This window comes from Clostridium sp. NSJ-49, from assembly GCF_014287725.1.
Taxonomy (GTDB): domain Bacteria; phylum Bacillota; class Clostridia; order Clostridiales; family Clostridiaceae; genus Clostridium; species Clostridium disporicum_B.
On sequence record NZ_JACOOP010000026.1, the window covers coordinates 20649 to 41187 of the forward strand.

General features: G+C 28.7%; 19 protein-coding genes. 14 read left to right on the plus strand and 5 right to left on the minus strand.

Going from position 1 to position 20539, the window contains the following annotated elements; translation table 11 throughout:
• Positions 1 to 4: 4 nt before the first annotated feature.
• The gene (locus H8S10_RS10435; protein WP_186838833.1) at positions 5 to 967 is read right to left on the minus strand and encodes a hypothetical protein; all 963 of its coding nucleotides are present in this window, start codon (positions 965 to 967) and stop codon (positions 5 to 7) included.
• Positions 968 to 1134: 167 nt separating this feature from the next.
• Here H8S10_RS10435 and H8S10_RS10440 point away from each other — a divergent pair, with 167 nt between their 5' ends.
• Positions 1135 to 3324 (plus strand): DNA topoisomerase III, encoded by a 2190-nt coding sequence (locus tag H8S10_RS10440; RefSeq protein ID WP_186838834.1) that lies wholly within the window; start codon positions 1135 to 1137, stop codon positions 3322 to 3324.
• 39 nt (positions 3325 to 3363) lie between these two features.
• Here the strand turns inward: H8S10_RS10440 and H8S10_RS10445 are convergent, their stop codons facing one another.
• Both H8S10_RS10445 and H8S10_RS10450 read right to left on the minus strand, forming a co-directional pair.
• Positions 3364 to 4164 carry a Cof-type HAD-IIB family hydrolase gene (locus H8S10_RS10445; protein ID WP_055264979.1) on the minus strand — a complete coding sequence of 267 codons (801 nt, stop codon included), beginning with the start codon at positions 4162 to 4164 and terminating at the stop codon, positions 3364 to 3366.
• Between the two features lie 90 nt (positions 4165 to 4254).
• Positions 4255 to 5019, minus strand: a complete 765-nt coding sequence (locus tag H8S10_RS10450; RefSeq protein WP_055264981.1) for a DeoR/GlpR family DNA-binding transcription regulator — start codon at positions 5017 to 5019, stop codon at positions 4255 to 4257.
• 423 nt (positions 5020 to 5442) lie between these two features.
• Here H8S10_RS10450 and secD point away from each other — a divergent pair, with 423 nt between their 5' ends.
• From secD to H8S10_RS10510, 12 genes are all read left to right on the plus strand, one after another.
• Complete coding sequence (secD, locus tag H8S10_RS10455; protein WP_055264983.1) at positions 5443 to 6696, plus strand: protein translocase subunit SecD; 1254 nt, start codon at positions 5443 to 5445, stop codon at positions 6694 to 6696.
• A 4-nt stretch (positions 6697 to 6700) separates the two neighbouring features.
• Positions 6701 to 7576: a protein translocase subunit SecF gene (gene secF / locus H8S10_RS10460; protein WP_055264985.1), complete on the plus strand. Its 876-nt coding sequence runs from the start codon at positions 6701 to 6703 to the stop codon at positions 7574 to 7576.
• A gap of 162 nt (positions 7577 to 7738) precedes the next feature.
• Positions 7739 to 8593 (plus strand): DHH family phosphoesterase, encoded by an 855-nt coding sequence (locus H8S10_RS10465; protein ID WP_055268168.1) that lies wholly within the window; start codon positions 7739 to 7741, stop codon positions 8591 to 8593.
• 34 nt (positions 8594 to 8627) lie between these two features.
• A complete protein-coding gene (locus H8S10_RS10470) occupies positions 8628 to 9146 on the plus strand; it encodes an adenine phosphoribosyltransferase (protein ID WP_055268166.1) in 519 nt (172 codons plus the stop codon).
• Between the two features lie 110 nt (positions 9147 to 9256).
• Positions 9257 to 11443 (plus strand): bifunctional (p)ppGpp synthetase/guanosine-3',5'-bis(diphosphate) 3'-pyrophosphohydrolase, encoded by a 2187-nt coding sequence (locus tag H8S10_RS10475; RefSeq protein ID WP_055268164.1) that lies wholly within the window; start codon positions 9257 to 9259, stop codon positions 11441 to 11443.
• Positions 11444 to 11453: 10 nt separating this feature from the next.
• The gene (gene dtd, locus H8S10_RS10480; protein WP_055268162.1) at positions 11454 to 11903 is read left to right on the plus strand and encodes a D-aminoacyl-tRNA deacylase; all 450 of its coding nucleotides are present in this window, start codon (positions 11454 to 11456) and stop codon (positions 11901 to 11903) included.
• Positions 11904 to 11925: 22 nt separating this feature from the next.
• Positions 11926 to 12525 (plus strand): MBL fold metallo-hydrolase, encoded by a 600-nt coding sequence (locus H8S10_RS10485; RefSeq protein WP_055268160.1) that lies wholly within the window; start codon positions 11926 to 11928, stop codon positions 12523 to 12525.
• Positions 12526 to 12534: 9 nt separating this feature from the next.
• A complete protein-coding gene (locus tag H8S10_RS10490) occupies positions 12535 to 13959 on the plus strand; it encodes a coproporphyrinogen III oxidase (protein ID WP_186838835.1) in 1425 nt (474 codons plus the stop codon).
• Between the two features lie 13 nt (positions 13960 to 13972).
• Positions 13973 to 15220, plus strand: a complete 1248-nt coding sequence (gene hisS / locus H8S10_RS10495) for a histidine--tRNA ligase (RefSeq protein WP_055268156.1) — start codon at positions 13973 to 13975, stop codon at positions 15218 to 15220.
• Positions 15221 to 15236: 16 nt separating this feature from the next.
• Positions 15237 to 17021 carry an aspartate--tRNA ligase gene (gene aspS, locus H8S10_RS10500; protein ID WP_186838836.1) on the plus strand — a complete coding sequence of 595 codons (1785 nt, stop codon included), beginning with the start codon at positions 15237 to 15239 and terminating at the stop codon, positions 17019 to 17021.
• Between the two features lie 151 nt (positions 17022 to 17172).
• Complete coding sequence (locus H8S10_RS10505) at positions 17173 to 17316, plus strand: hypothetical protein (protein ID WP_156334270.1); 144 nt, start codon at positions 17173 to 17175, stop codon at positions 17314 to 17316.
• A gap of 150 nt (positions 17317 to 17466) precedes the next feature.
• Complete coding sequence (locus H8S10_RS10510; RefSeq protein WP_055268153.1) at positions 17467 to 17736, plus strand: metal-sensitive transcriptional regulator; 270 nt, start codon at positions 17467 to 17469, stop codon at positions 17734 to 17736.
• A 200-nt stretch (positions 17737 to 17936) separates the two neighbouring features.
• Here the strand turns inward: H8S10_RS10510 and H8S10_RS10515 are convergent, their stop codons facing one another.
• Positions 17937 to 18368 (minus strand): threonine/serine exporter family protein, encoded by a 432-nt coding sequence (locus H8S10_RS10515; protein WP_055268151.1) that lies wholly within the window; start codon positions 18366 to 18368, stop codon positions 17937 to 17939.
• Complete coding sequence (locus H8S10_RS10520) at positions 18369 to 19133, minus strand: threonine/serine exporter family protein (protein WP_186838841.1); 765 nt, start codon at positions 19131 to 19133, stop codon at positions 18369 to 18371.
• Positions 19134 to 19245: 112 nt separating this feature from the next.
• Between H8S10_RS10520 and glyA the strand changes: the two genes are divergently transcribed.
• Positions 19246 to 20481 carry a serine hydroxymethyltransferase gene (gene glyA / locus H8S10_RS10525; protein WP_186838837.1) on the plus strand — a complete coding sequence of 412 codons (1236 nt, stop codon included), beginning with the start codon at positions 19246 to 19248 and terminating at the stop codon, positions 20479 to 20481.
• Positions 20482 to 20539 lie beyond the last annotated feature (58 nt).

Here is a 20539-nt window from a genome sequence, read left to right on the forward strand (position 1 = left end):
TGGCCTATTTTTTATTTTCAGTACATTTGGTTAGGTTTTTAGATAAGTCACTTATAAACTGATGGTAATTTGGGAGTTGCTTTACAAGTAGTTTTATTTCTAAAACTTGAATTTCTATTTCTTCAAGTTTTTCTTTAAAAGTGTAAGAATCGCTTTGTTGTAATTTTAATAATTGAGACCGTATATTAGAAATAGAACTTTGTAGAGATGTAACTAAGTTATATACTTCCTGCCAATCTTTTTCAAGTTGAGAGTTAATTTTTTCAGTAATATTTATATAAGTTAGGACATTAGAATATTTATCTACTATTTTTTCGCCTTCATTTATAGTATCTATTATATTGTTAAAAGTAATCTCGCCATTCTTATATTTCTTTATGAAATAATAAATAGGTCCAGAAATGACGAGTGTAAAAAAGCTACTTAAAACTTTTACTATGTTGTTTTGAGATGATATAGAATTGCTTATATTTGAAGACGTTTTAGATGTTGAATCAGTTTTAGCAGCAATAATAGTACTTAGTTTACCAAGTATATTATTTTGGATTTCATCACTTTTCAAAACTTTATCCTCTAATTCTTGAGATAAAGGTAGAGTAGGTGGGTTTTCAAAAAAGTCATTATTTATATTTTCGTAGTCGTTTAAATAATTAATGATTTCTACTTTGTCGGAGTTTGTTATAGTACTATTAGACAAAAGTTCGTCGAGAGTGTTATATGCAGATTCTAAAGAAGTTGAATACTGATTTTTAAAGTTTTCGCTACCGGTTAATAGAAAAGATTTTTGAATATGAGCTAAATTAATTATATTTGTACTGTAACTATTCAGAGAATCTATTTCAGATTTTCGTGATTGTAAATTATCTACACTTGAAGAAATAGAATCATTACTTGATACTATATAAATATTTAATCCAAGTAAGAAAATAATAATAATTGATAATGTAATAATTATAAATTTTTTCATTATATTCACCTATATTATTTTTATATAATTTATGCTGTTCTTTAAATTCAAGTGAGAAATTTTTATTTTATAACCTCCAAGTAAATTTTCTTTATATATAATATAAATATGATTTACTGCAAAGTATGATATAATATAATAAAATTCCTAAGAGAAAAGGAGATAATATGAGCAAAATACTAGTTTTAGCAGAAAAACCATCTGTAGGAAGAGATATAGCAAAAGTATTAAAATTGAATCAAAATAAAGGTTCATATATAGAAGGAAATAAATATATAGTAACTTGGGCTATGGGACATTTAGTTGGCCTTATGGATCCAGAAGGATACGATGAGAAATATAAGAAATGGGCTATGGAAACATTGCCTATGTTGCCTAAGCATATGAAGCTTACTGTGCTTAAAAAGACTGGAAAGCAATATAATGAAGTAAAAAAATTAATGAATAGAGAAGATGTTTCAGAAATAGTTATTGCAACTGATGCTGGAAGAGAAGGAGAATTAGTTGCAAGATGGATAATAGAGAAAGCTGGAGTAAGAAAGCCAATTAAGAGATTGTGGATCTCATCACAAACTACTAAGGCTATATTAGAAGGGTTTAATAACTTGAAGCCAGGTAAAGAATATGAGAATCTTTATAAGGCTGCAGTTTGCAGAGCTGAAGCTGATTGGCTTGTAGGATTAAATGTAACTAGAGCTTTAACTTGTAAGTATAATGCACAGCTTTCAGCAGGAAGAGTTCAATCACCAACACTTGCAATGATAGTTAATAGAGAAGAAGAAATTAAGAATTTTAAACCAAAGGATTATTTTACAATTGAAGGTAATTCTGATGGGATAACTTTGAATTGGGTTAATAATGATAATAATGGAAGAATTTTTGATGAGGAATATGCTAATAAGGTATTTTTAAATATAAATAATCGCATTGGTGAGATAACTAATATAATAGAGAAGGATAAAAAACAATTTTCACCGGCATTATATGATTTAACAGAACTTCAAAGAGATTGTAATAAATTATGGGGCTTCTCAGCTAAACAAACACTTTCAATAATGCAGAGGTTATATGAAAATCATAAGATTTTAACTTATCCGAGAACAGACTCAAGATATATTTCTACAGATATAGTTCCTACTTTAAAGGATAGGTTAAATTCTGTTGCTATCGGTGAGTATAGAATAGTAGCACAAGAGTTAATGAAGAGCAAAATAAATGCACATAAAGGATTTGTAGACAATTCTAAAGTAAGTGATCACCATGCTATAATACCAACTGAGGAAAAACCTAATCTTTCAAATTTAAGTTCAGAAGAAAGAAAGGTATATGATTTAGTAGTTAAAAGATTTTTAAGTGTAATGTTACCGCCATTTGAATATACTCAAACAACAATTGAAGCAAAAGTAAACGGAGAAAGACTAATAGCTAAAGGTAAAATTATAAAAGCTAAAGGATGGAAAAGGGTATATGATAAGGAATTAATTGATGAAGAACATGGGGAGGATATAAAAGAACAAGTTTTACCTAAAATTAATATAAAAGATAAAATAACTATTACCAAAGCTAATATTAAAAAAGGACAAACAAAACCACCGTCAAGATTTACAGAAGCTACATTATTGTCTGCTATGGAAAATCCACAAAGATTTGTAAATGTAAGTGGTGAAGAGGCGAAAACTCTTAATGAGACAGGGGGACTTGGTACCGTAGCAACTCGAGCTGATATTATTGAAAAGCTATTTAATTCTTTTGTAATAGAAAAGAGAGGAAAGGAAATTTATCCAACATCTAAGGGAAAACAATTAATAGAATTAGTGCCAAATGAATTGAAATCGCCAATTTTAACTGCAAAGTGGGAGAAGAAGCTAGATGAGATAAGCAAGGGTAAATCTGATGCACATGAGTTTATAAGAGAAATGAAAAATTATTCTACAGCTTTGGTAGAAGATGTAAAAAGTGATAATAGTAAATTCGTTCATGATAATAAAACAGGTAAGAAATGTCCTAATTGTGGAAAATATCTTTTAGAGGTTAAAGGAAAAAATGGAACTATGAATGTTTGTCAAGATAGAGCGTGTGGTTATAGAGAGAATGTAAGTAGAACTACAAATGCTAGATGTCCTGAGTGTAAGAAAAAATTAGAGTTAAGAGGACAAGGAGAAGGTCAAATTTACGTTTGTCCAAATACAAATTGCAGTTTTAGAGAAAAAGCTTCAGTATTTAATAAAAGATTTGGTTCGAAATCTGATAAAGTTAATAAAAGAGAAGTTAATAATATAATGAAAAAAATGAAAAAAGAAGCTGAAGAGGATATAAATAATCCATTTGCAGATCTTTTAAAGGAGTTTAAAAGCTAGAATATAGAAAATGGACCGGATATTCCGGTCCATTTATAATTAAGAATTTAAAATTATGTCAATGCATTCGTGAACAAAATCTACAGTATGATTAGCATGTGCTTTTACACCATCTTCTACATGATTAAAAGTGAAACTATTATCTGTTATATTAAACATAGATATATCGTTATAGGAATCACCTATGGTATACAAATTATTTGCATCCCAATTTTCTATTTCGATTATCTTCTTTAAGCCAGAACCTTTACTGCAATCTTTCCCAACCATATCAACAAATGCTTGATTTCTAAATATTCCATAAGACTCGCCGAAAGTATCTAATAACTGTTCTTTTAATTTTTCGGCATTATCATTGTTGCTTGATTTAGAAAATATACTTATTAAATTATATTCTCTTTCTTTTGAAAATACTTCATCTTCGTTGTTGATATTTTCAAAAGTTCCTAGGAAATCTTTAAATTCCTTATTGCAACCGGTGTAAAATATAGAACTGGTATTTTCATAAGTTACATACATTGCAGCATCTTTATGGCTATTATTTTTATAAATATCATCATAAACAGATTTTACAACATTATGAGGCAAAGTATTTTTATATATTTGATTAAAATTATTATCTAATATAAGAGCGCCATTACAAAGTACTAAGTAATCAAATTCTATTTCTTTGTTGTCTTTAAAAATTGATTTAATACCTTTTATATCTCTTCCTGTAGAAACAATAAATTTATGGCCTTCTTTTCTAAGTTTTTTTATAGCTTCTATATTATCTTTCCTTATAAAATTTTTCTCGGTTTCAACTAAAGTTCCATCTAAATCACAAGCTAAAAGTTTCATAGTATTCCTCCAAAAGTTTAATAATATACCATAAAATATTATAGCATTGAAAAGTAAATGCCAATTTCATTTTTTGAAAAGAATGTTATTTTACAAAATTATAATATTATTTTCATGCAATATATCTACAATATCTATAGAAGGTAATGAATCAGTTATAATACCGTTTATAGATTCGATATTTGAGAACTTAAAGTTGCCATCAGTATTAAATTTAGTTTGTTGCATAACTAAAAAAGCTTTTTTGCTAGACTTTATAATAGCGGTTTTAGTTAATCCGTCTTCTATTTCAAAAGTAGTAATACTTTTATCAAAAACATCGATACCACAACTACCTATAAAAGAAATATCAAATTTATATTTTTCTATGAAACTTATAGCCGTAGCACCAGCAAATCCATTTAGGCTTTTGTTTAAAAGACCACCTGTAGCTATTACTGTAACATTATTTTCAGTTGAAGATAATATATTTATAATATCTAACATATTTGTTACTACAGTAACTCTTTTATTACTTTGAGATAACAATTTTGCAATAAGCATATTTATAGTGGATAAATCTAAAAAAATAGTTTCCCTATCTTTAATTAAATTAAAAGCTTTCTCGGCTATTTTGCTTTTAATAGAAACATCTGTTTTGCTACGCTCGATTGTGTCGTATTGAGTTGTTGATTGACGAACTTTTATAGCACCACCATAAGTTCTTTTTAAATGGCCTAGATTTTCAAGGTGTTTCAAATCTTTTCTTATACAATCTTCAGTAACATTAAAATGCTGGCTAAGATTTTTTACTTTAATCTTTCCTTCTGAATTCAATATATTTAATATTTGATCTAATCTCTCTTCTGCAAACAATTTAACTCCTCCTATCTAAATAGTATTTTAAATGAAATAACGATTAAAAACAAGTTTAAACAATTTAAAATGATAATAAGAAATATAAAGTGATAATAAATAATATTTAGTATGTATAGTAAAATTAGTTCTAGATACAGGAAGTATAAAGTGTATAAAAGAAGTTTATAATATGTTGGCAGTTTATAGAGCAATTATAAGTACTAGTATTTATTTAAAAAATGGCACTATTCGGTAGTGGTTATATTATAAAAATAGCAATAAATAAGATAAAAAGTGAATTTTATCTATAAAATTAGAAAATATGATGTTATTCAAGGATTTAATTGGTATACTTGGTATTAAAGATTACAACAAACTTGATATTAAGTCATATACATAATATAATTAATGTGATATGAAAACGTAAAGAGGGGGAAGAAAATGAAAAAAGGTAGAAGTGCGACACTATTTATATTAGCCGTTATTATTATAATATCATTAAGTTTTGCTGGTTTTAAAGGTGTTGAAATTGGAGGATGGGAATTTAAATCTTTCGATAAAGCAATTACTAAAGGTTTGGATCTTCAAGGTGGAGTTTCTGTATTAATGGAGATAACAGATGAAAACTTATCTAAAGAAGATTTAGATAATAACCTAGAAAAGACAAAACAACTGTTAGATTTAAGAGTTAATAAACTTGGAGTTGCAGAAACAACAGTTACTGTTGAAGGTGATAGAAGAATAAGAGTAGATATTCCAGGACAAGTAGACTCTAAAGAAATAGTTGAATCACTACAAAAAACAGGTAACCTAACCTTTAAAGATTCAGAAGGCAATGAAGTTCTTAATGGTAAGGATGTAGAAGAAGCAAGCGTTATGACAGATAGTACTACAGGTAAGCCAGTTGTATCATTAAAATTAAATGAAGAAGGTAAACAAAAGTTTGCTGAAGCTACAGAAAAGAATTTAAATAAAACAATTTCAATTTATATGGATGAAGATTTAATATCTAGTCCAGTAGTTGAATCAGTAATATCAGGTGGAGAAGCTGTGATATCTGGTAGTAAGACTATAGATGAAGCTAAAAATTTAGCAGGACTTATAAATTCAGGAGCGCTTCCAGTAACTTTAAAAGTTGCTTCAATTGAAAATGTAGGAGCTCAATTAGGAGCAGAAGCTATGCCTAATGCTATGAAAGCAGGAGCAGTTGGTATTTTATTAATATTTATATTTATGATATTAAACTATAGAATGTTAGGAGTAATAGCTTCAATAGCATTAACACTATATACAACTTTAGTGTTAATAGTATTTGTAGAGGCGAATGTAACACTTACATTACCTGGTATTGCTGGATTCTTATTAACTATAGGTTTAGCAGTTGATGCCAATGTATTAATATTTGAAAGAATAAAAGAAGAAATGGCTAAAGGTATTTCAGCTAAGAGTGCTGTAAAATCAGGATTCCACAATGCATTAACATCTATTATTGACTCTAACGTTACAACTGTTATTGCAGCATTAGTTCTTTACTTCATGGGAACAGGGCCTGTAAAAGGATTCGCTGTTACATTGATGATAGGTATAGTGTTAAGTATGTTTACAGCAATTTTTGTAACTAGGAAGTTAACAGAATGGGCCATAAATATGGGGATGTTAAGCAAACCATGGCATTTTAAGGTTAAGAGGGGGTAAAAAGATGACAAAGATAGTAGAAAAATCTAAAATTTGGTTTTCAATATCCCTTATAGTAATAGTAGTTGGTTTAGGATTTATGTTAACTAAAGGGTTAAATTTCGGTATAGATTTTAAAGGTGGTACAAAGTTAGTTATTGACTTTGGAAAAGAATATAATAAACCAGAAGTAGATGAAGTAGTTAAGGCAATTGTACCAGATGCTGTAACTAAAACTGTAGAAGATACTCAATATGAAATAAAAGATAGAGATTTAGATGAAACAAAAACAACAGAACTTTTTGATAAGTTAAAAGAAACTTATTCATTAGAAGATACAGCACTATTATCACAAACTCAAGTAGGAGCTAGTGTTGGAAGAGAGTTAACAAGAAATTCGATAATAGCATTATTTGTTGCTTGTATAGCAATGCTTATTTATTTAGCTATAAGATTTAAAATGGATTATGGTATTGCAGCAGTAATTGCATTATTACATGATGTGTTAATTACTATATCTGTGTATGCTATATTTAATATACCTGTTAATACTCCGTTTATTGCAGCGATATTAACTGTGGTAGGATATTCTATGAATGATACAATAGTAATATTTGATAGAATCAGAGAAAATACTAAAACAATGAGAAGAGCTACATCAGCTGAAATTGCAGATAAGAGTATATCTCAAACATTAGGAAGATCAATTAAGACTACTATAACTACATTATTCGCTATAGGAGCTGTAAATTTATTCGTACCAACAGTAAGAGAGTTTTCATTCCCTCTTTTAATCGGTATAACAGCTGGAGCATACTCTTCAATTTTTATAGCATCACCAATATGGGTTAAACTAAGAGATGGAAATAAACATAAAAATAAAAGAGGAAAAGTTGCATAATTAGGGAAAATAAGAAGGAATTAACTTAAGTTAATTCCTTTTTGTATGGAGAAAGAGAGAAAACTTTAGAATAATTAGACTTTTTTATTAGAAAACATTTGTAATATGTATAAATTTAAATTATAATATAGATGTTTTCTTATTTTTATGGAGGAGTTTAAAATGCGTAAGTTTTGGGAAAGTATATATAGTCCAAATTACATAACTGGATATAATCCCTTTATACTTAAGGATATGAATAGAGCTATTGAGCGAATGGTATCTGCAATTAATAATAGAGAAAAAATAGTGGTTTATGGGATACCTAATGTAGATGGATTATGTGCTATTTCATCCCTAATACTGGTTTTGAAATATTTAAATGCAGATATTGAATATGTAGTTCACGATGATTCGTCAGGTGATTCGAGTATAACATCAAAGGACATTATTAATAATGTTCATTTTTTAGGTGCTGAAGTACTTATCACTTTAGGTATTGGGTTAAAGTCGAAAGAAGAAGAAGAGCTTTGTAAAAAGTTAAACATAGATTTAATGGTCTTAGAAAACAAAGACCTAAAAACAAAATGCGAGTACATATACATAAACCCTAATCAAAAAGGGTGTCAATATAGATATAAGAATTTGTCTATAAGTGGATTAGTATTTAAACTAATGCAGGCAATAGCAATATATTATAACATAAAGAGTATAAATAAGTATCTAGATTTAATACTTATTGGTGAGCAGTCAGCAAATGTTCCTCTTAAGGGCGAAAATGGTGTCATATTGAAAGAAGGTAAAAAGTTCTTAACTAATACGAATAATTATGGACTAAGAGCTATAAAAGATGCGTATAATATTACTGAGATGAATGATGATGACATAAAGCAAATTATAAAGATTATAACGCCGACTATAAATGTAGTAACGATGATGGACAATGCAAGAATAATAATTGAATTGCTCATTACAAATAGAAAAGAAAGAGCAGAACAGATTACAAAGTATTTGAATAAGTCTAAAGAAAATGTATAATTAAGGTAATAATAAAATTCATGGAGGAGTTAATATGAATTTAAAAGATAAAATTAGAATAGTTGAAGGATTCCCTAAAGAAGGCATTAGTTTTAAAGATATCACGACTTTAATTGGAGATGGAGAAGCATTTAAGGAGTCGATTGACTTAATTGTTGAACATTTAAAAGATAAAAATGTTGATGTTATATTAGGGCCTGAAGCTAGAGGATTTATTTTCGGAGTGCCTGTTGCATATGCTTTAGGTGTTGGTTTTGTTCCAGTAAGAAAAAAAGGTAAATTACCAGCTGAAACAGTTTCAGTGGATTATGCATTAGAATATGGTGTAGATGTATTAGAAATACACAAAGATGCAATAAAAAAAGGGCAAAGAGTTGCAATAGTTGATGATTTACTTGCTACAGGAGGTACTATAGAAGCAGTAGCTAAACTTGTAGAACAAGTAGGTGGAGAAGTTGTTTCATTAGACTTTGCAATAGAGTTAACAGAGTTACATGGAAGAGATAAACTTAAAGGGTATGAAGTAATGTCATTAGTTCAATATGATATTTAATTCTATTGTAAAACCCTAAATTTTAATATATAATTAGAATGATAAGGGCTGGTTAATTAACCAGCCTTTGACTTTAGGATTTTGAGGTAATCTAAAGGAGTAAATAGCTAATGATTGAAGTATTAATAAATAAGATTAAAGAAAATTGTACAAATGTTGATATAGATTTAGTAATCAAAGCTTTTAAGCTTGCTGATGAAGCTCATAAAGGACAAAAGAGAGAGTCTGGAGAACCATATATTATACACCCAATAGATGTTGCAACTATATTAGCAGAGTTGGGAATGGACACAAGTACCATAGTAGCAGGGTTACTTCATGATGTTATTGAAGATACAGATTATACATATGAAGATATAAAGAAAATATTTAATGAAGAAATTGCGAATTTAGTTAGCGGAGTTACAAAAATAACTAAGATGGAGTATAAGTCAAAGGAAGAGCAACAGGCTGATAATTTTAGAAAGATGTTGCTTGCAATGGCTAATGATATCAGAGTAATTATTATAAAATTAGCTGACAGATTACATAACATGAGAACTCTTAAGTATATGACAAAGGAGAAACAGAAACAGAAAGCAAGGGAAACTTTAGATATTTATGCACCTCTGGCCCATAGACTTGGTATATCAAAAATCAAATGGGAATTAGAAGATCTTTGTTTAAGATATTTACATGAAGATGAGTATTATGACCTTGTTAAACAAATAGCTGAAAAGAGAGTAGAAAGAGAAACATATATTTCTACTATTATAGATGATTTGCACGTTAAGTTTGAGAACTCTGGAATTGATGCAGATATTGATGGTAGACCTAAACATTTTTATAGTATTTATAAGAAAATGATTACTAAAAATAAAAATATAGAACAAATATTTGACTTAACTGCGATAAGAGTACTGGTTAATACAGTAAAGGATTGTTATGAGGTTTTAGGAATTGTACATACCATTTATAAACCAATTCCAGGCAGATTTAAAGATTATATAGCTATGCCTAAGCCAAATATGTATCAATCTTTACATACGACAGTTATAGGGCCTCAAGGTAAAACTTTTGAAATTCAAATTAGAACTTTTGAAATGCATAGAACAGCTGAATATGGTATAGCTGCACACTGGAAGTATAAAGAAGGCGATGCATCAGGAGAAGGGAAAGAAAAGAATTTTGAAAACAAGCTTGCTTGGCTTAGAGACATGTTAGAGTGGCAAAAGGAAACGTCGGATGCGGAGGAGTTTATAGAAGGATTTAAAATAAATTTATTTACGGACGAGATATTTTTATTTACGCCTAAGGGAGTTGTAATAGATTTACCTAATGGAGCAACACCAATAGATTTTGCCTATAGAATTCATACTGATATAGGTAATAAGTGTGTGGGAGCTAAAGTAAATGGTAAAATTGTACCATTAGATTATAAGCTTAAAACAGGTGAAATAGTTGAAATCCTAACTTCTAATAATGCTAAAGGACCTAACATGGATTGGCTAAGTATAGCTAAAAGCAATCAAGCTAAAAGTAAGATAAGAGCTTGGTTTAAGAAGGCTAAGAAAGAAGAGAATATAACAAAAGGTAAAGAGATATTCGAAAAAGAACTTAAAAAGCAAGGCGTTGTATATAATGAAATAGCTAAAGGCGAGAGTTACGATAAGTTTGCAAAGAGATATAATATAAATAATTTGGAAGATTTATATGCACTAATAGGACTAGGAGCTATAACAGCTTCATCATATATTGCTAGATTAAAAGAAGAGAATTTAGTAAAAGACGATAAGAATAAAGAAGCAGAGATACAAAAGACTATTGATGAGCATATAGCAAAGAATCAAAGAAGTAAAAAAGAAAATACTTATGGTATAACTGTTAAGGGATTAGATAACTTAATGGTTAGATTTGCAAAGTGTTGTAATCCAGTACCTGGAGATGATATATTGGGATATATCACCAAGGGTAGAGGAGTATCTGTTCATAGAAGAGATTGTAATAATTTAAAATCTCTTATTGAAAATGATGGAGAAAAAACTATAGAAGTTTCTTGGGGAAATTCTCAAGGGGTAGGTTATATAACAGAGATTGAAGTTAAAGCTGAAGATAGGATGGGAATATTAACAGATATTATGACTATAATTAATGAAGCTAAAATATCACTTAATGGACTAAATGCAAAGTCTACTAAGGGGAATTTAGCATTTATAAGTATTAAAGTGAAAATAGATTCTATTGAGCAGCTTAAGGATTTAATGAAGAAGATACGTAAGTTAAAAGGCATTATTGATGTTTATAGATTAAGAAGTTAAAGGGGAAAAAATGAGAGCGGTAGTTCAAAGAGTAAAAAAATCTAGTGTAAAAGTCGACGAAAAAATTGTTGGTAGTATTCAGTATGGATTAAATGTACTTATTGGAATAAATGTGGATGATACTTTAGATGATTTGAAATATATAGTAGATAAAGTGATTAACTTAAGAATTTTTCATGATGATAATGATAAGATGAATTTATCTGTAAAAGATATTGATGGCGAAATTTTAGCTATATCACAATTTACTTTATATGGAGATTGTAGAAAAGGTAGAAGACCTAATTTTATGAATGCTTTAGGTGGTAGTGAGGCAGAAGTGCTATATAATAAATTTATAGAAATGCTAAAAGAAACTGGAATAAAAGTTGAAACGGGGATTTTTGGAGCTCACATGGATGTTGAAATTCAAAATGATGGACCGGTTACAATTTTGTTAGATAGTAAAAAAGTGTTTTAATATAAAAAAAGAGGTGACTACTATGATAATTAATACTTATCCTATGGGCGAATATGGAGCTAATTGTTATTTCGTTATAGATGAATTAAGTAAAGATACATTAGTAATAGATCCAGGTGCTAATGGAAAAAGCATTATTAGGGAGATAGATAGATTAGGATGTAACGTTAAGGCAATACTTTTAACACATGCTCATTTTGATCATATTGGAGCAGTTGAAGAGCTAAAAGAAAAGTATAAAGTGCCTTTATATGTGAATGAAGGGGAAGTAGACAATTGCAAAAAGGATAATACTGTATATGCAAAATTACCTAGTGATTATAATGCAATAAGTGATGGGGATATATTAGATTTCAACAATATTAATGTTAAATGTCTACACACTCCAGGGCATAGTAAAGGTGGAATGTGCTTCTTAGTTGAAGATAATGTATTTACTGGAGATACTTTATTCCAAGGTTCAATTGGAAGAACAGATTTTATAAGTGGAAATTATGATACACTTATAAGTAGTATAGAAGAAAAACTTATGGTATTAGATAAGAATACTAAAGTATATCCAGGGCATGGACCAAGTTCAACAATTATTTACGAAAGAATGAGAAATCCTTTCTTACAGTAGGGAGAGAAAATGGAAATTAAAATTAAATTAAATGACCTTAAATATAGATATGACGTATATCAAATGTTTAATATATATTTTTCGTTAGATGAAATTAAATTTGAAGATAATGGGGAATATGTTGTAGAAGTGCTTGAAGATGAAGTTAAATTTTCTTATAAAGATTTTAATAAATCTGTAAAAATCGGAGAAAAAATTAAGGAAGATATAAAGAGATTAGTCTTTATGTCATTAAAAGAATTAACTAATGAAGAATATCCTTGGGGTATATTAGTTGGAATTAGACCTTCTAAAATTGCTTTAAAATATTTAGAAGAAGGTAAGAGTGAAGAGGAAATTATAAAAATCTTTAAAGAAAAGCATTTAGCTTCAGAAGAAAAGGCAAAACTATGTATAGAAGTAGCAAAAACTGAAGAGAAATTTGTAAATGATGATGAAAAAAAGATATCTATTTACATAGGAATGGCATTTTGTCCCACTAGATGTTTTTATTGTTCATTCACTGCGAATTCAATTTTAGGAAGTAAAAAATTGGTTAATCCATATTTAGAAGCTTTAACTTATGAAATAAGAAAAATTAGCGAATACGTTGAAGAAAGAAACTTAAAAATTGAAACAGTATATTTTGGTGGAGGCACACCAACAGCAGTAAATAATGAAGAATTTGAAAATATTATGAAAGAAGTGTATAATGCTTTTGTAAAAAATAAAAACATTTTGGAATTTACAGTTGAATGCGGCAGACCAGATAGTATAACAGTTGAAAAACTTCAAACAATGAAAAATTATAATGTTACAAGAATAAGCATAAATCCTCAGACTATGAATGATGATACATTAAAGGCAATAGGAAGAGGACATAATGTAAATGATGTAAAAGAAAAGTTTAATCTTGCAAGACAGATGGGCTTTAATGATATAAATATGGATATTATAATTGGATTACCTGGTGAAGGATTAGATTATGTTAAGACTACATGTGATGAGATTTATAATCTTAAACCAGATAGTTTAACAGTACATGGACTTTCTTTAAAAAGAGCATCTATACTTTATGAAAACTTTATTTTAAAGAAAGGTATACAAGTAAAGAAGCAAGAAGAGTTGGCTTCTATGTATAATGAAAGTATGGAACTTGCTAAAAAGTTAGGACTAAAACCGTATTATATGTATAGACAAAAAAATATGGTTGGAAATATGGAGAATTTAGGATATTCTAAAGAAGGTAATGAATGTATATATAATATTCAGATGATTGAAGATAAGCAAACTATAATAGCTTTAGGTGCAGATGCTGTAACTAAAGTAGTATTTTTAGAAGAAGATAGAATAGAGCGATTTGGAAATATAAAAGATATCAAAGAATATTCAAATAGAATAGAAGAAATGGTAAATGGTAAAATTAATTTATTAGATACCCTTTATCGTAATTAGGAGGAAAAGTAGGATGGATATACAAGCACCTAAAGGTACAAAAGATATGTTACCTCAAGATGCGTATAAGTGGCAATATGTTGAAAATACGTTCAAGGAGATAGCAAAATATTATGGAATGAGAGAGTTAAGGACTCCAATGTTTGAACATACTGAACTATTTAAAAGAGGTGTAGGAGATACAACAGATATTGTTCAAAAAGAAATGTATACTTTTAATGATAAAGGGGATAGAAGCATAACATTAAAGCCAGAAGGAACGGCACCTGCTGTTAGAGCTTTTATTGAAAGCAGATTATTTAATGAGGTTCAACCAACAAAATTATATTATGTTACACCATGTTTCAGATATGAAAATGTACAAAAGGGAAGATTCCGTCAGTTCCATCAATTCGGTACTGAAATATTTGGATCTAAAGAACCTTCAATGGATGCTGAAGTAATTGCTTTTGCAATGAATGTTTTAAAAAAGTTAGGATTAAGCTCTTTAAGCCTAAATATAAATAATTTAGGATGCCCAAGTTGTAGACCTAAATATAATGAAGCATTAAAGCAATATTTAAAAGAGAATTATGATAATTTATGTGATTTATGTAAATCTAGATTTGAAAAGAATCCAATGAGAATTTTAGATTGTAAAAATCATAAATGTAATGAAATAACTAAGAATGCACCAATAATATTAGATTTTATGTGTGATGAGTGTGATACTCACTTTACAAAGGTAAAAGAGTATTTAGATGCATTAAGTATTCCATATAAAGTTGATCCAGGTATAGTTAGAGGATTAGACTATTATACTAAAACTATTTTTGAAATTTTAAATGATGATTTCACAGTTTGTGGTGGTGGTAGATACGATAAGCTAATAGAACAACTTGGTGGACCTGAGATGCCTGCTGTTGGCTTTGGTATGGGTGTAGAGAGATTAATAATGATTTTAGAAAAGGAAGGTATTGAGATTCCAAACGAAATTCTTTTTGATCTTTACATTGGAGCTAGAGGAGAGGAAGCAAAGCTTGCTGCATTTACTTTAGCAAATAAATTAAGAGAAGTAGGTATAAAAACAGAAGTAAATCATATGGGAAGAAGCATAAAAGCAGAAATGAAGTATGCTAATAAAATAGGTGCTGCATTTACAACAATTTTAGGTGATGACGAACTTCAAAATAAAGTAATCAAACTTAAGAGAATGAGTGATGGAGAACAATTTGAAGTAAGTTTAGATCATATAGAAGAAATAGTTAATGTAATAAGATAATTAGGAGGAAATGACGATGGGTGAAGCTTTAAATGGCTTAAAAAGAAGCCTTATGTGTGGAGAACCTAGAGAAACTAATATAGGACAAAAAGTTACTCTTATGGGATGGGTTCAAAGAAATAGAAAATTAGGAGGTCTACAATTTATAGATCTTAGAGATAGAACTGGAATAATGCAAATAGTTTTTGGTGAAGAAATAAATGCTGAAAGCTTTGAAAAAGCAAAAGCTGTAAGACCAGAGTACTGTATAGCAGTTACAGGAGAAATAGTTAAGAGACAATCTCCTAATGAAAATATGGCAACTGGTATGGTTGAGTTAATGTGTGAAAGTATAAAAGTTCTTTCAGAATCTGAAACTCCTCCAATATATATAAAGGAAGATTTAGATGCAGCAGAGAATATAAGACTAAAGTATAGATATTTAGATCTTAGAAGACCTGACATGCAAAGAATTTTTATGATTAGAAGTAAAGCGGCTATGGCAGTAAGAAATTACTTAAGTGATAATGGTTTCTTAGAAGTTGAAACTCCAATACTAACTAAGAGTACACCAGAAGGAGCTAGAGATTATTTAGTTCCATCAAGAAACTATCCAGGAATGTTCTACGCACTTCCTCAATCACCTCAAATATTTAAACAATTATTAATGGTATCTGGATTTGATAGATACTTCCAAATAGCTAAATGTTTTAGAGATGAAGATTTAAGAGCAAATAGACAACCAGAGTTTACTCAAATAGATTTAGAAATGAGTTTTGTTGAGCAAGATGATGTAATGGCTATGAATGAAGGTCTTGTAGCCCATGTATTTAAAGAGGTATTAGGTCATGAAATAAAACTTCCAATTAGAAGAATGCCATTTAAAGAAGCTATGGAAAAGTACGGTTCAGACAAACCAGATTTAAGATTTGGAATGGAAATAACTGATATAACAGAAGCTGTTAAAGATATGGATTTTGTAGTATTTAAATCTGCTATAGAAAATGGTGGATCTGTTAGAGCTTTATGCTTAAAAGGTGGAGCTGATTTAGGAAGAAAGCAATTAGATAAATTAGTTGATTTTGTTAAGACATATAAAGCTAAAGGGCTTGCTTGGATTCAACTTAAAGAAGAAGGGAATAAATCTTCTATAGCTAAATTCTTAACTGATGAAGTTACAGAGAACATAGTTAAAACTATGGGAGCTGAAAATGGAGATGCAATACTTATGGTTTCTGATAAAAATTCTGTTGTATTCCAAAGTTTAGGTGCACTTAGATTAGAATTAGCTAAACAATTTGATTTAATTAAAGATAAATCAGAATTTAACTTCTGTTGGATTACAGAATTCCCATTATTTGAATATGATGAAGAAGAGGGAAGATATTTTGCAGCTCACCATCCATTTACAGCACCAATGGATGAAGATTTAGATATGTTAGAATCAAACCCAGGAGCAGTTAGATCTAAGGCATATGACTTAGTTCTTAATGGTGAAGAGCTAGGTGGAGGATCAATAAGAATACATGATTCAAACTTACAAACAAGAATGTTCAAAGCTTTAGGATTTACAGAAGAATCAGCTCAAGAAAGATTTGGATTCTTAATAGATGCATTTAAGTTTGGACCACCACCACATGGAGGATTAGCATTTGGACTTGATAGAATGGTAATGTTCTTATCTGGAACAGACAATATTAAAGATGTTGTTGCATTCCCTAAAAACCAAAATGCATACTGTTACTTAAGTGAAGCACCAAACGTAGTTGATCAAAAACAATTAGATGAATTAGGAATTGCTAAAGTAGATAAAGCTAAATAATTGTAAGAGAGCTAAAGGAGATAACTTTAGCTCTTTTGTATTAATGAAGTTTACTTTTATAATCTGTTTTACAAAAGTACAAGGATAAAAAATTATATTTTGTATAAAATATATATTGTACTTACTATAGTAAAGATAGGAGGAACTTAAGATGAAAAAAGGTCCTATGAAAAATGTTAAGAGAAAACTTCATAAAGGTAAATTAAAAGGAAATCTTTTAGTTGAAATGGCTGATGATTTTATGGACTTAATTTCAAATGCAAAATTATATAAAAAGTTAACAAAGAAAAAATAGAAAAATCCCAGCTGTAAAGCTGGGATTTTATAATTAAAAAAGATTTTCTTATAATAATTTATATATTGAAATATGATTTTATAACAAAATTTCACAAATTCTAATTTAAGTGTTACAATATAGCATATGTAGGTATTAGGAGAGAAAATAATGGATAGTAATGATAAACTTAATAAAGATATTATAAATAGACTAAAGAGAATAGAAGGACAAGTTAAAGGCATACAAGGTATGGTTGAAAAAAATGTATGTTGTGATGATATATTAATTCAAGTGTCAGCTGTAAGATCTGCTATTAATAAGGTTGGAGGACTACTTATTGAGAGTTATGCAAATAATTGTTTGCAATTAGATGAAGAATCTAAAGAATATGAGAGTATAAAGAAGCTTATAAAAAATATAAATACTTTTATAAAGTAATTAGAATTACAAATAATGTAGATTATTAAAAAATAAATATATTGATATAGTTTATTAGTAAATTGATAAAAAAAATAATAAATTATTGACAAATAATTTATTAACTTGTACAATTCAAATATGAGTTAAGACATTTTGCAAATGAGATTTTATATTTCTCCTTAACTTAAAAAAGGAAATGATTTAGTTCATTTCCTTTTTTAATGTCTTTTATGTGTAGTTACTAATTTTGTTATAGTAGATACGAAAATTATTCCTAGAGCAAGTGTTCCAGCAGATGCTAGAGTATTTAAACCTAGATCTAATGAACTTGATACATTACCATTTACGGCTTCTAGCATAGTATAATACATACCACCACCAGGTACTAATGGAATAAGTGAACAAATTACTAAAGTAGTAACTGGTGTTTTTAATATTCTTGCAAATATTTCACAATAAGAGCTAAAAAATATAGCAGATATAAATAATGATGATAGCTCAGAAAAATTAAATTTTAGTGATAATGAATAGAAAAACCAACCAATAGCCCCACCAAGAGATGCAAAAAAAAGTTTTTTTCCTTTAATATTAAAAATTATTCCAAATCCTAATGTAGCTAAAAACGCTGAAAAAGTTTGAAAAATTAACATCTATATACCTCCAATATTAGATAACCAAAAGCTTAATACAGCTCCTGAACCTACTGCAATTGAGATAGCAACTAAAAAAGCCTCAGCTGCACGTGTAAGTCCTGATAATAAATCGCCAGCAATAGTATCTCTAATAGCATTAGTTATTGCAAGACCAGGAACTAATAGCATAATAGATCCTATTATAGTCTGATCAAGGTTTGCTGCTAAATTTATTTTTACAAGTATTATCGCTAAGAATGAAGCTACAGCAGCAGATAGACTATTTATAAAAAATTGATTTATTTGCATATCACTTCCTTTTATTGTTATGAATTTTATAATAAATCCTATTATAAAAGCTGCTAGAAAGTCTTTCATATTACCACCAAATAATATAGCAAAACCTGAAGCACCTAAAGCTGAGAAAAGTAATGTTATATTATTTGAATATCTTTCACTAATATTTATTTTTTGAAGCTCAGACTTAAAATCTTTAACTGAAAGATTCTTTGTAAGAATATTTCTAGATAAGTCATTTACTAAATCGATTTTATATAAATCAACAGTTCTTTTTGACACTCTCTTAATTAGAGAATAGGTTTGACCTTTATGGCAAATAGAAGCCATAATTCCTGTTGGAGTAGCAAAACTTTCTGCTTCTTCAGCACCAAAAGCTTTACAAATTCTACAAATTGTTTCTTCAACTCTATAAGTTTCTCCACCATTTTCAAGAATCATTTGTCCTGCAAAAGTAGCAACTTGAAGTATTTCATTCATAATTATCTCTCCTAAATTAATTTTACTTATGTATTATAACATTAGATAAGAGAAAAAAACAGTTGATATGTATTTAGAAAAAAATTATAATTTAGAAAAAAAGAAAAAGGTGATGAGAATGAATTTTAATAATTTAAAAGATAGTGATAAAGAAATTTTTGATTTAGTTCAAGGTGAATTAGATAGACAAAAAAATGGAATAGAGTTAATAGCTTCAGAAAATTTTACATCTAAAGCTGTAATGGAAGCAATGGGTTCTTATCTAACAAATAAATATGCGGAAGGATATCCAAATAAAAGATATTATGGAGGATGTCATATAGTTGATACAGTAGAAGAAATAGCACGAGAGAGAGCCAAAAAGTTATTTAATGCTGAACATGCTAATGTACAACCACATTCAGGATCACAAGCTAATATGGCTGTATATTTTTCAGTATTAAATCCAGGAGATACTGTATTAGGAATGGATTTAAGTAACGGGGGACATTTAACTCATGGGTCACCAGTAAATTTTTCAGGAAAGTTATTTAAATTTGCTTTCTATGGTGTAGATAAAATTACAGAAGAGATAGATTATGAAGAAGTTAGAAGAATAGCTGTAGAAACAAAACCTAAGCTTATTGTAGCAGGAGCTAGTGCTTATTCTAGAATAATTGATTTTAAAAAATTTAGAGATATATGTGATGAGGTAGGAGCTATTCTTATGGTTGATATGGCTCATATAGCTGGATTAGTTGCAGCAGGGGTACATCCTTCACCTATTCCATATGCAGATTTTGTTACATCCACAACACATAAAACATTAAGAGGACCTAGAGGTGGATTAATTTTATGTAAAGAAAAGTATGCTAAAGAATTAGATAAGAATATTTTTCCAGGGATGCAAGGTGGACCACTTATGCATGTTATAGCAGCAAAAGCTGTGTGTTTTAAAGAAGCTTTAGAAGAAGAATTTGTTACTTATATAAATGATGTAGTTAAAAATTGTAAAATCCTTTCAAGAGAATTAATTAATTTTGGATTTAAGATAGTATCAAATGGAACAGATAACCACCTGTTATTAGTAGATTTATCTAATAAGAATATTACAGGAAAAGAGGCAGAGAAACTATTAGATAGTATTGGAATTACTGTAAATAAAAATACTGTTCCGAATGAAACAAGAAGTCCGTTTATTACTTCAGGTATTAGAATAGGAACTGCTGCTGTTACAACAAGAGGATTTAAAGAAGAGGATATTATTGAAGTAGCTTCAATAATTAATGATGCAATATCTAATAGAAATTTAGATTTAGGAGAGTTGAAAAATAGAGTAACAGCTTTATGCGAGAAGCACCCATTATATAGTTAAAGATTAATTAAAGTTAAAGATTAATTATGGAAAAGTATTATTTTGAAATAAAGCTTTA

Excerpts from the sequence above, each read along its gene's own strand:
- H8S10_RS10435 (WP_186838833.1), bottom strand. The coding sequence starts at position 967 with ATGAAAAAATTTATAATTATTACATTATCAATTATTATTATTTTCTTA.
- H8S10_RS10440 (WP_186838834.1), top strand. The coding sequence starts at position 1,135 with ATGAGCAAAATACTAGTTTTAGCAGAAAAACCATCTGTAGGAAGAGAT.
- H8S10_RS10445 (WP_055264979.1), bottom strand. The coding sequence starts at position 4,164 with ATGAAACTTTTAGCTTGTGATTTAGATGGAACTTTAGTTGAAACCGAG.
- secD (WP_055264983.1), top strand. The coding sequence starts at position 5,443 with ATGAAAAAAGGTAGAAGTGCGACACTATTTATATTAGCCGTTATTATT.
- secF (WP_055264985.1), top strand. The coding sequence starts at position 6,701 with ATGACAAAGATAGTAGAAAAATCTAAAATTTGGTTTTCAATATCCCTT.
- H8S10_RS10465 (WP_055268168.1), top strand. The coding sequence starts at position 7,739 with ATGCGTAAGTTTTGGGAAAGTATATATAGTCCAAATTACATAACTGGA.
- H8S10_RS10470 (WP_055268166.1), top strand. The coding sequence starts at position 8,628 with ATGAATTTAAAAGATAAAATTAGAATAGTTGAAGGATTCCCTAAAGAA.
- H8S10_RS10475 (WP_055268164.1), top strand. The coding sequence starts at position 9,257 with ATGATTGAAGTATTAATAAATAAGATTAAAGAAAATTGTACAAATGTT.
- dtd (WP_055268162.1), top strand. The coding sequence starts at position 11,454 with ATGAGAGCGGTAGTTCAAAGAGTAAAAAAATCTAGTGTAAAAGTCGAC.
- H8S10_RS10485 (WP_055268160.1), top strand. The coding sequence starts at position 11,926 with ATGATAATTAATACTTATCCTATGGGCGAATATGGAGCTAATTGTTAT.
- H8S10_RS10490 (WP_186838835.1), top strand. The coding sequence starts at position 12,535 with ATGGAAATTAAAATTAAATTAAATGACCTTAAATATAGATATGACGTA.
- hisS (WP_055268156.1), top strand. The coding sequence starts at position 13,973 with ATGGATATACAAGCACCTAAAGGTACAAAAGATATGTTACCTCAAGAT.
- aspS (WP_186838836.1), top strand. The coding sequence starts at position 15,237 with ATGGGTGAAGCTTTAAATGGCTTAAAAAGAAGCCTTATGTGTGGAGAA.
- H8S10_RS10505 (WP_156334270.1), top strand. The coding sequence starts at position 17,173 with ATGAAAAAAGGTCCTATGAAAAATGTTAAGAGAAAACTTCATAAAGGT.
- H8S10_RS10510 (WP_055268153.1), top strand. The coding sequence starts at position 17,467 with ATGGATAGTAATGATAAACTTAATAAAGATATTATAAATAGACTAAAG.
- H8S10_RS10515 (WP_055268151.1), bottom strand. The coding sequence starts at position 18,368 with ATGTTAATTTTTCAAACTTTTTCAGCGTTTTTAGCTACATTAGGATTT.
- glyA (WP_186838837.1), top strand. The coding sequence starts at position 19,246 with ATGAATTTTAATAATTTAAAAGATAGTGATAAAGAAATTTTTGATTTA.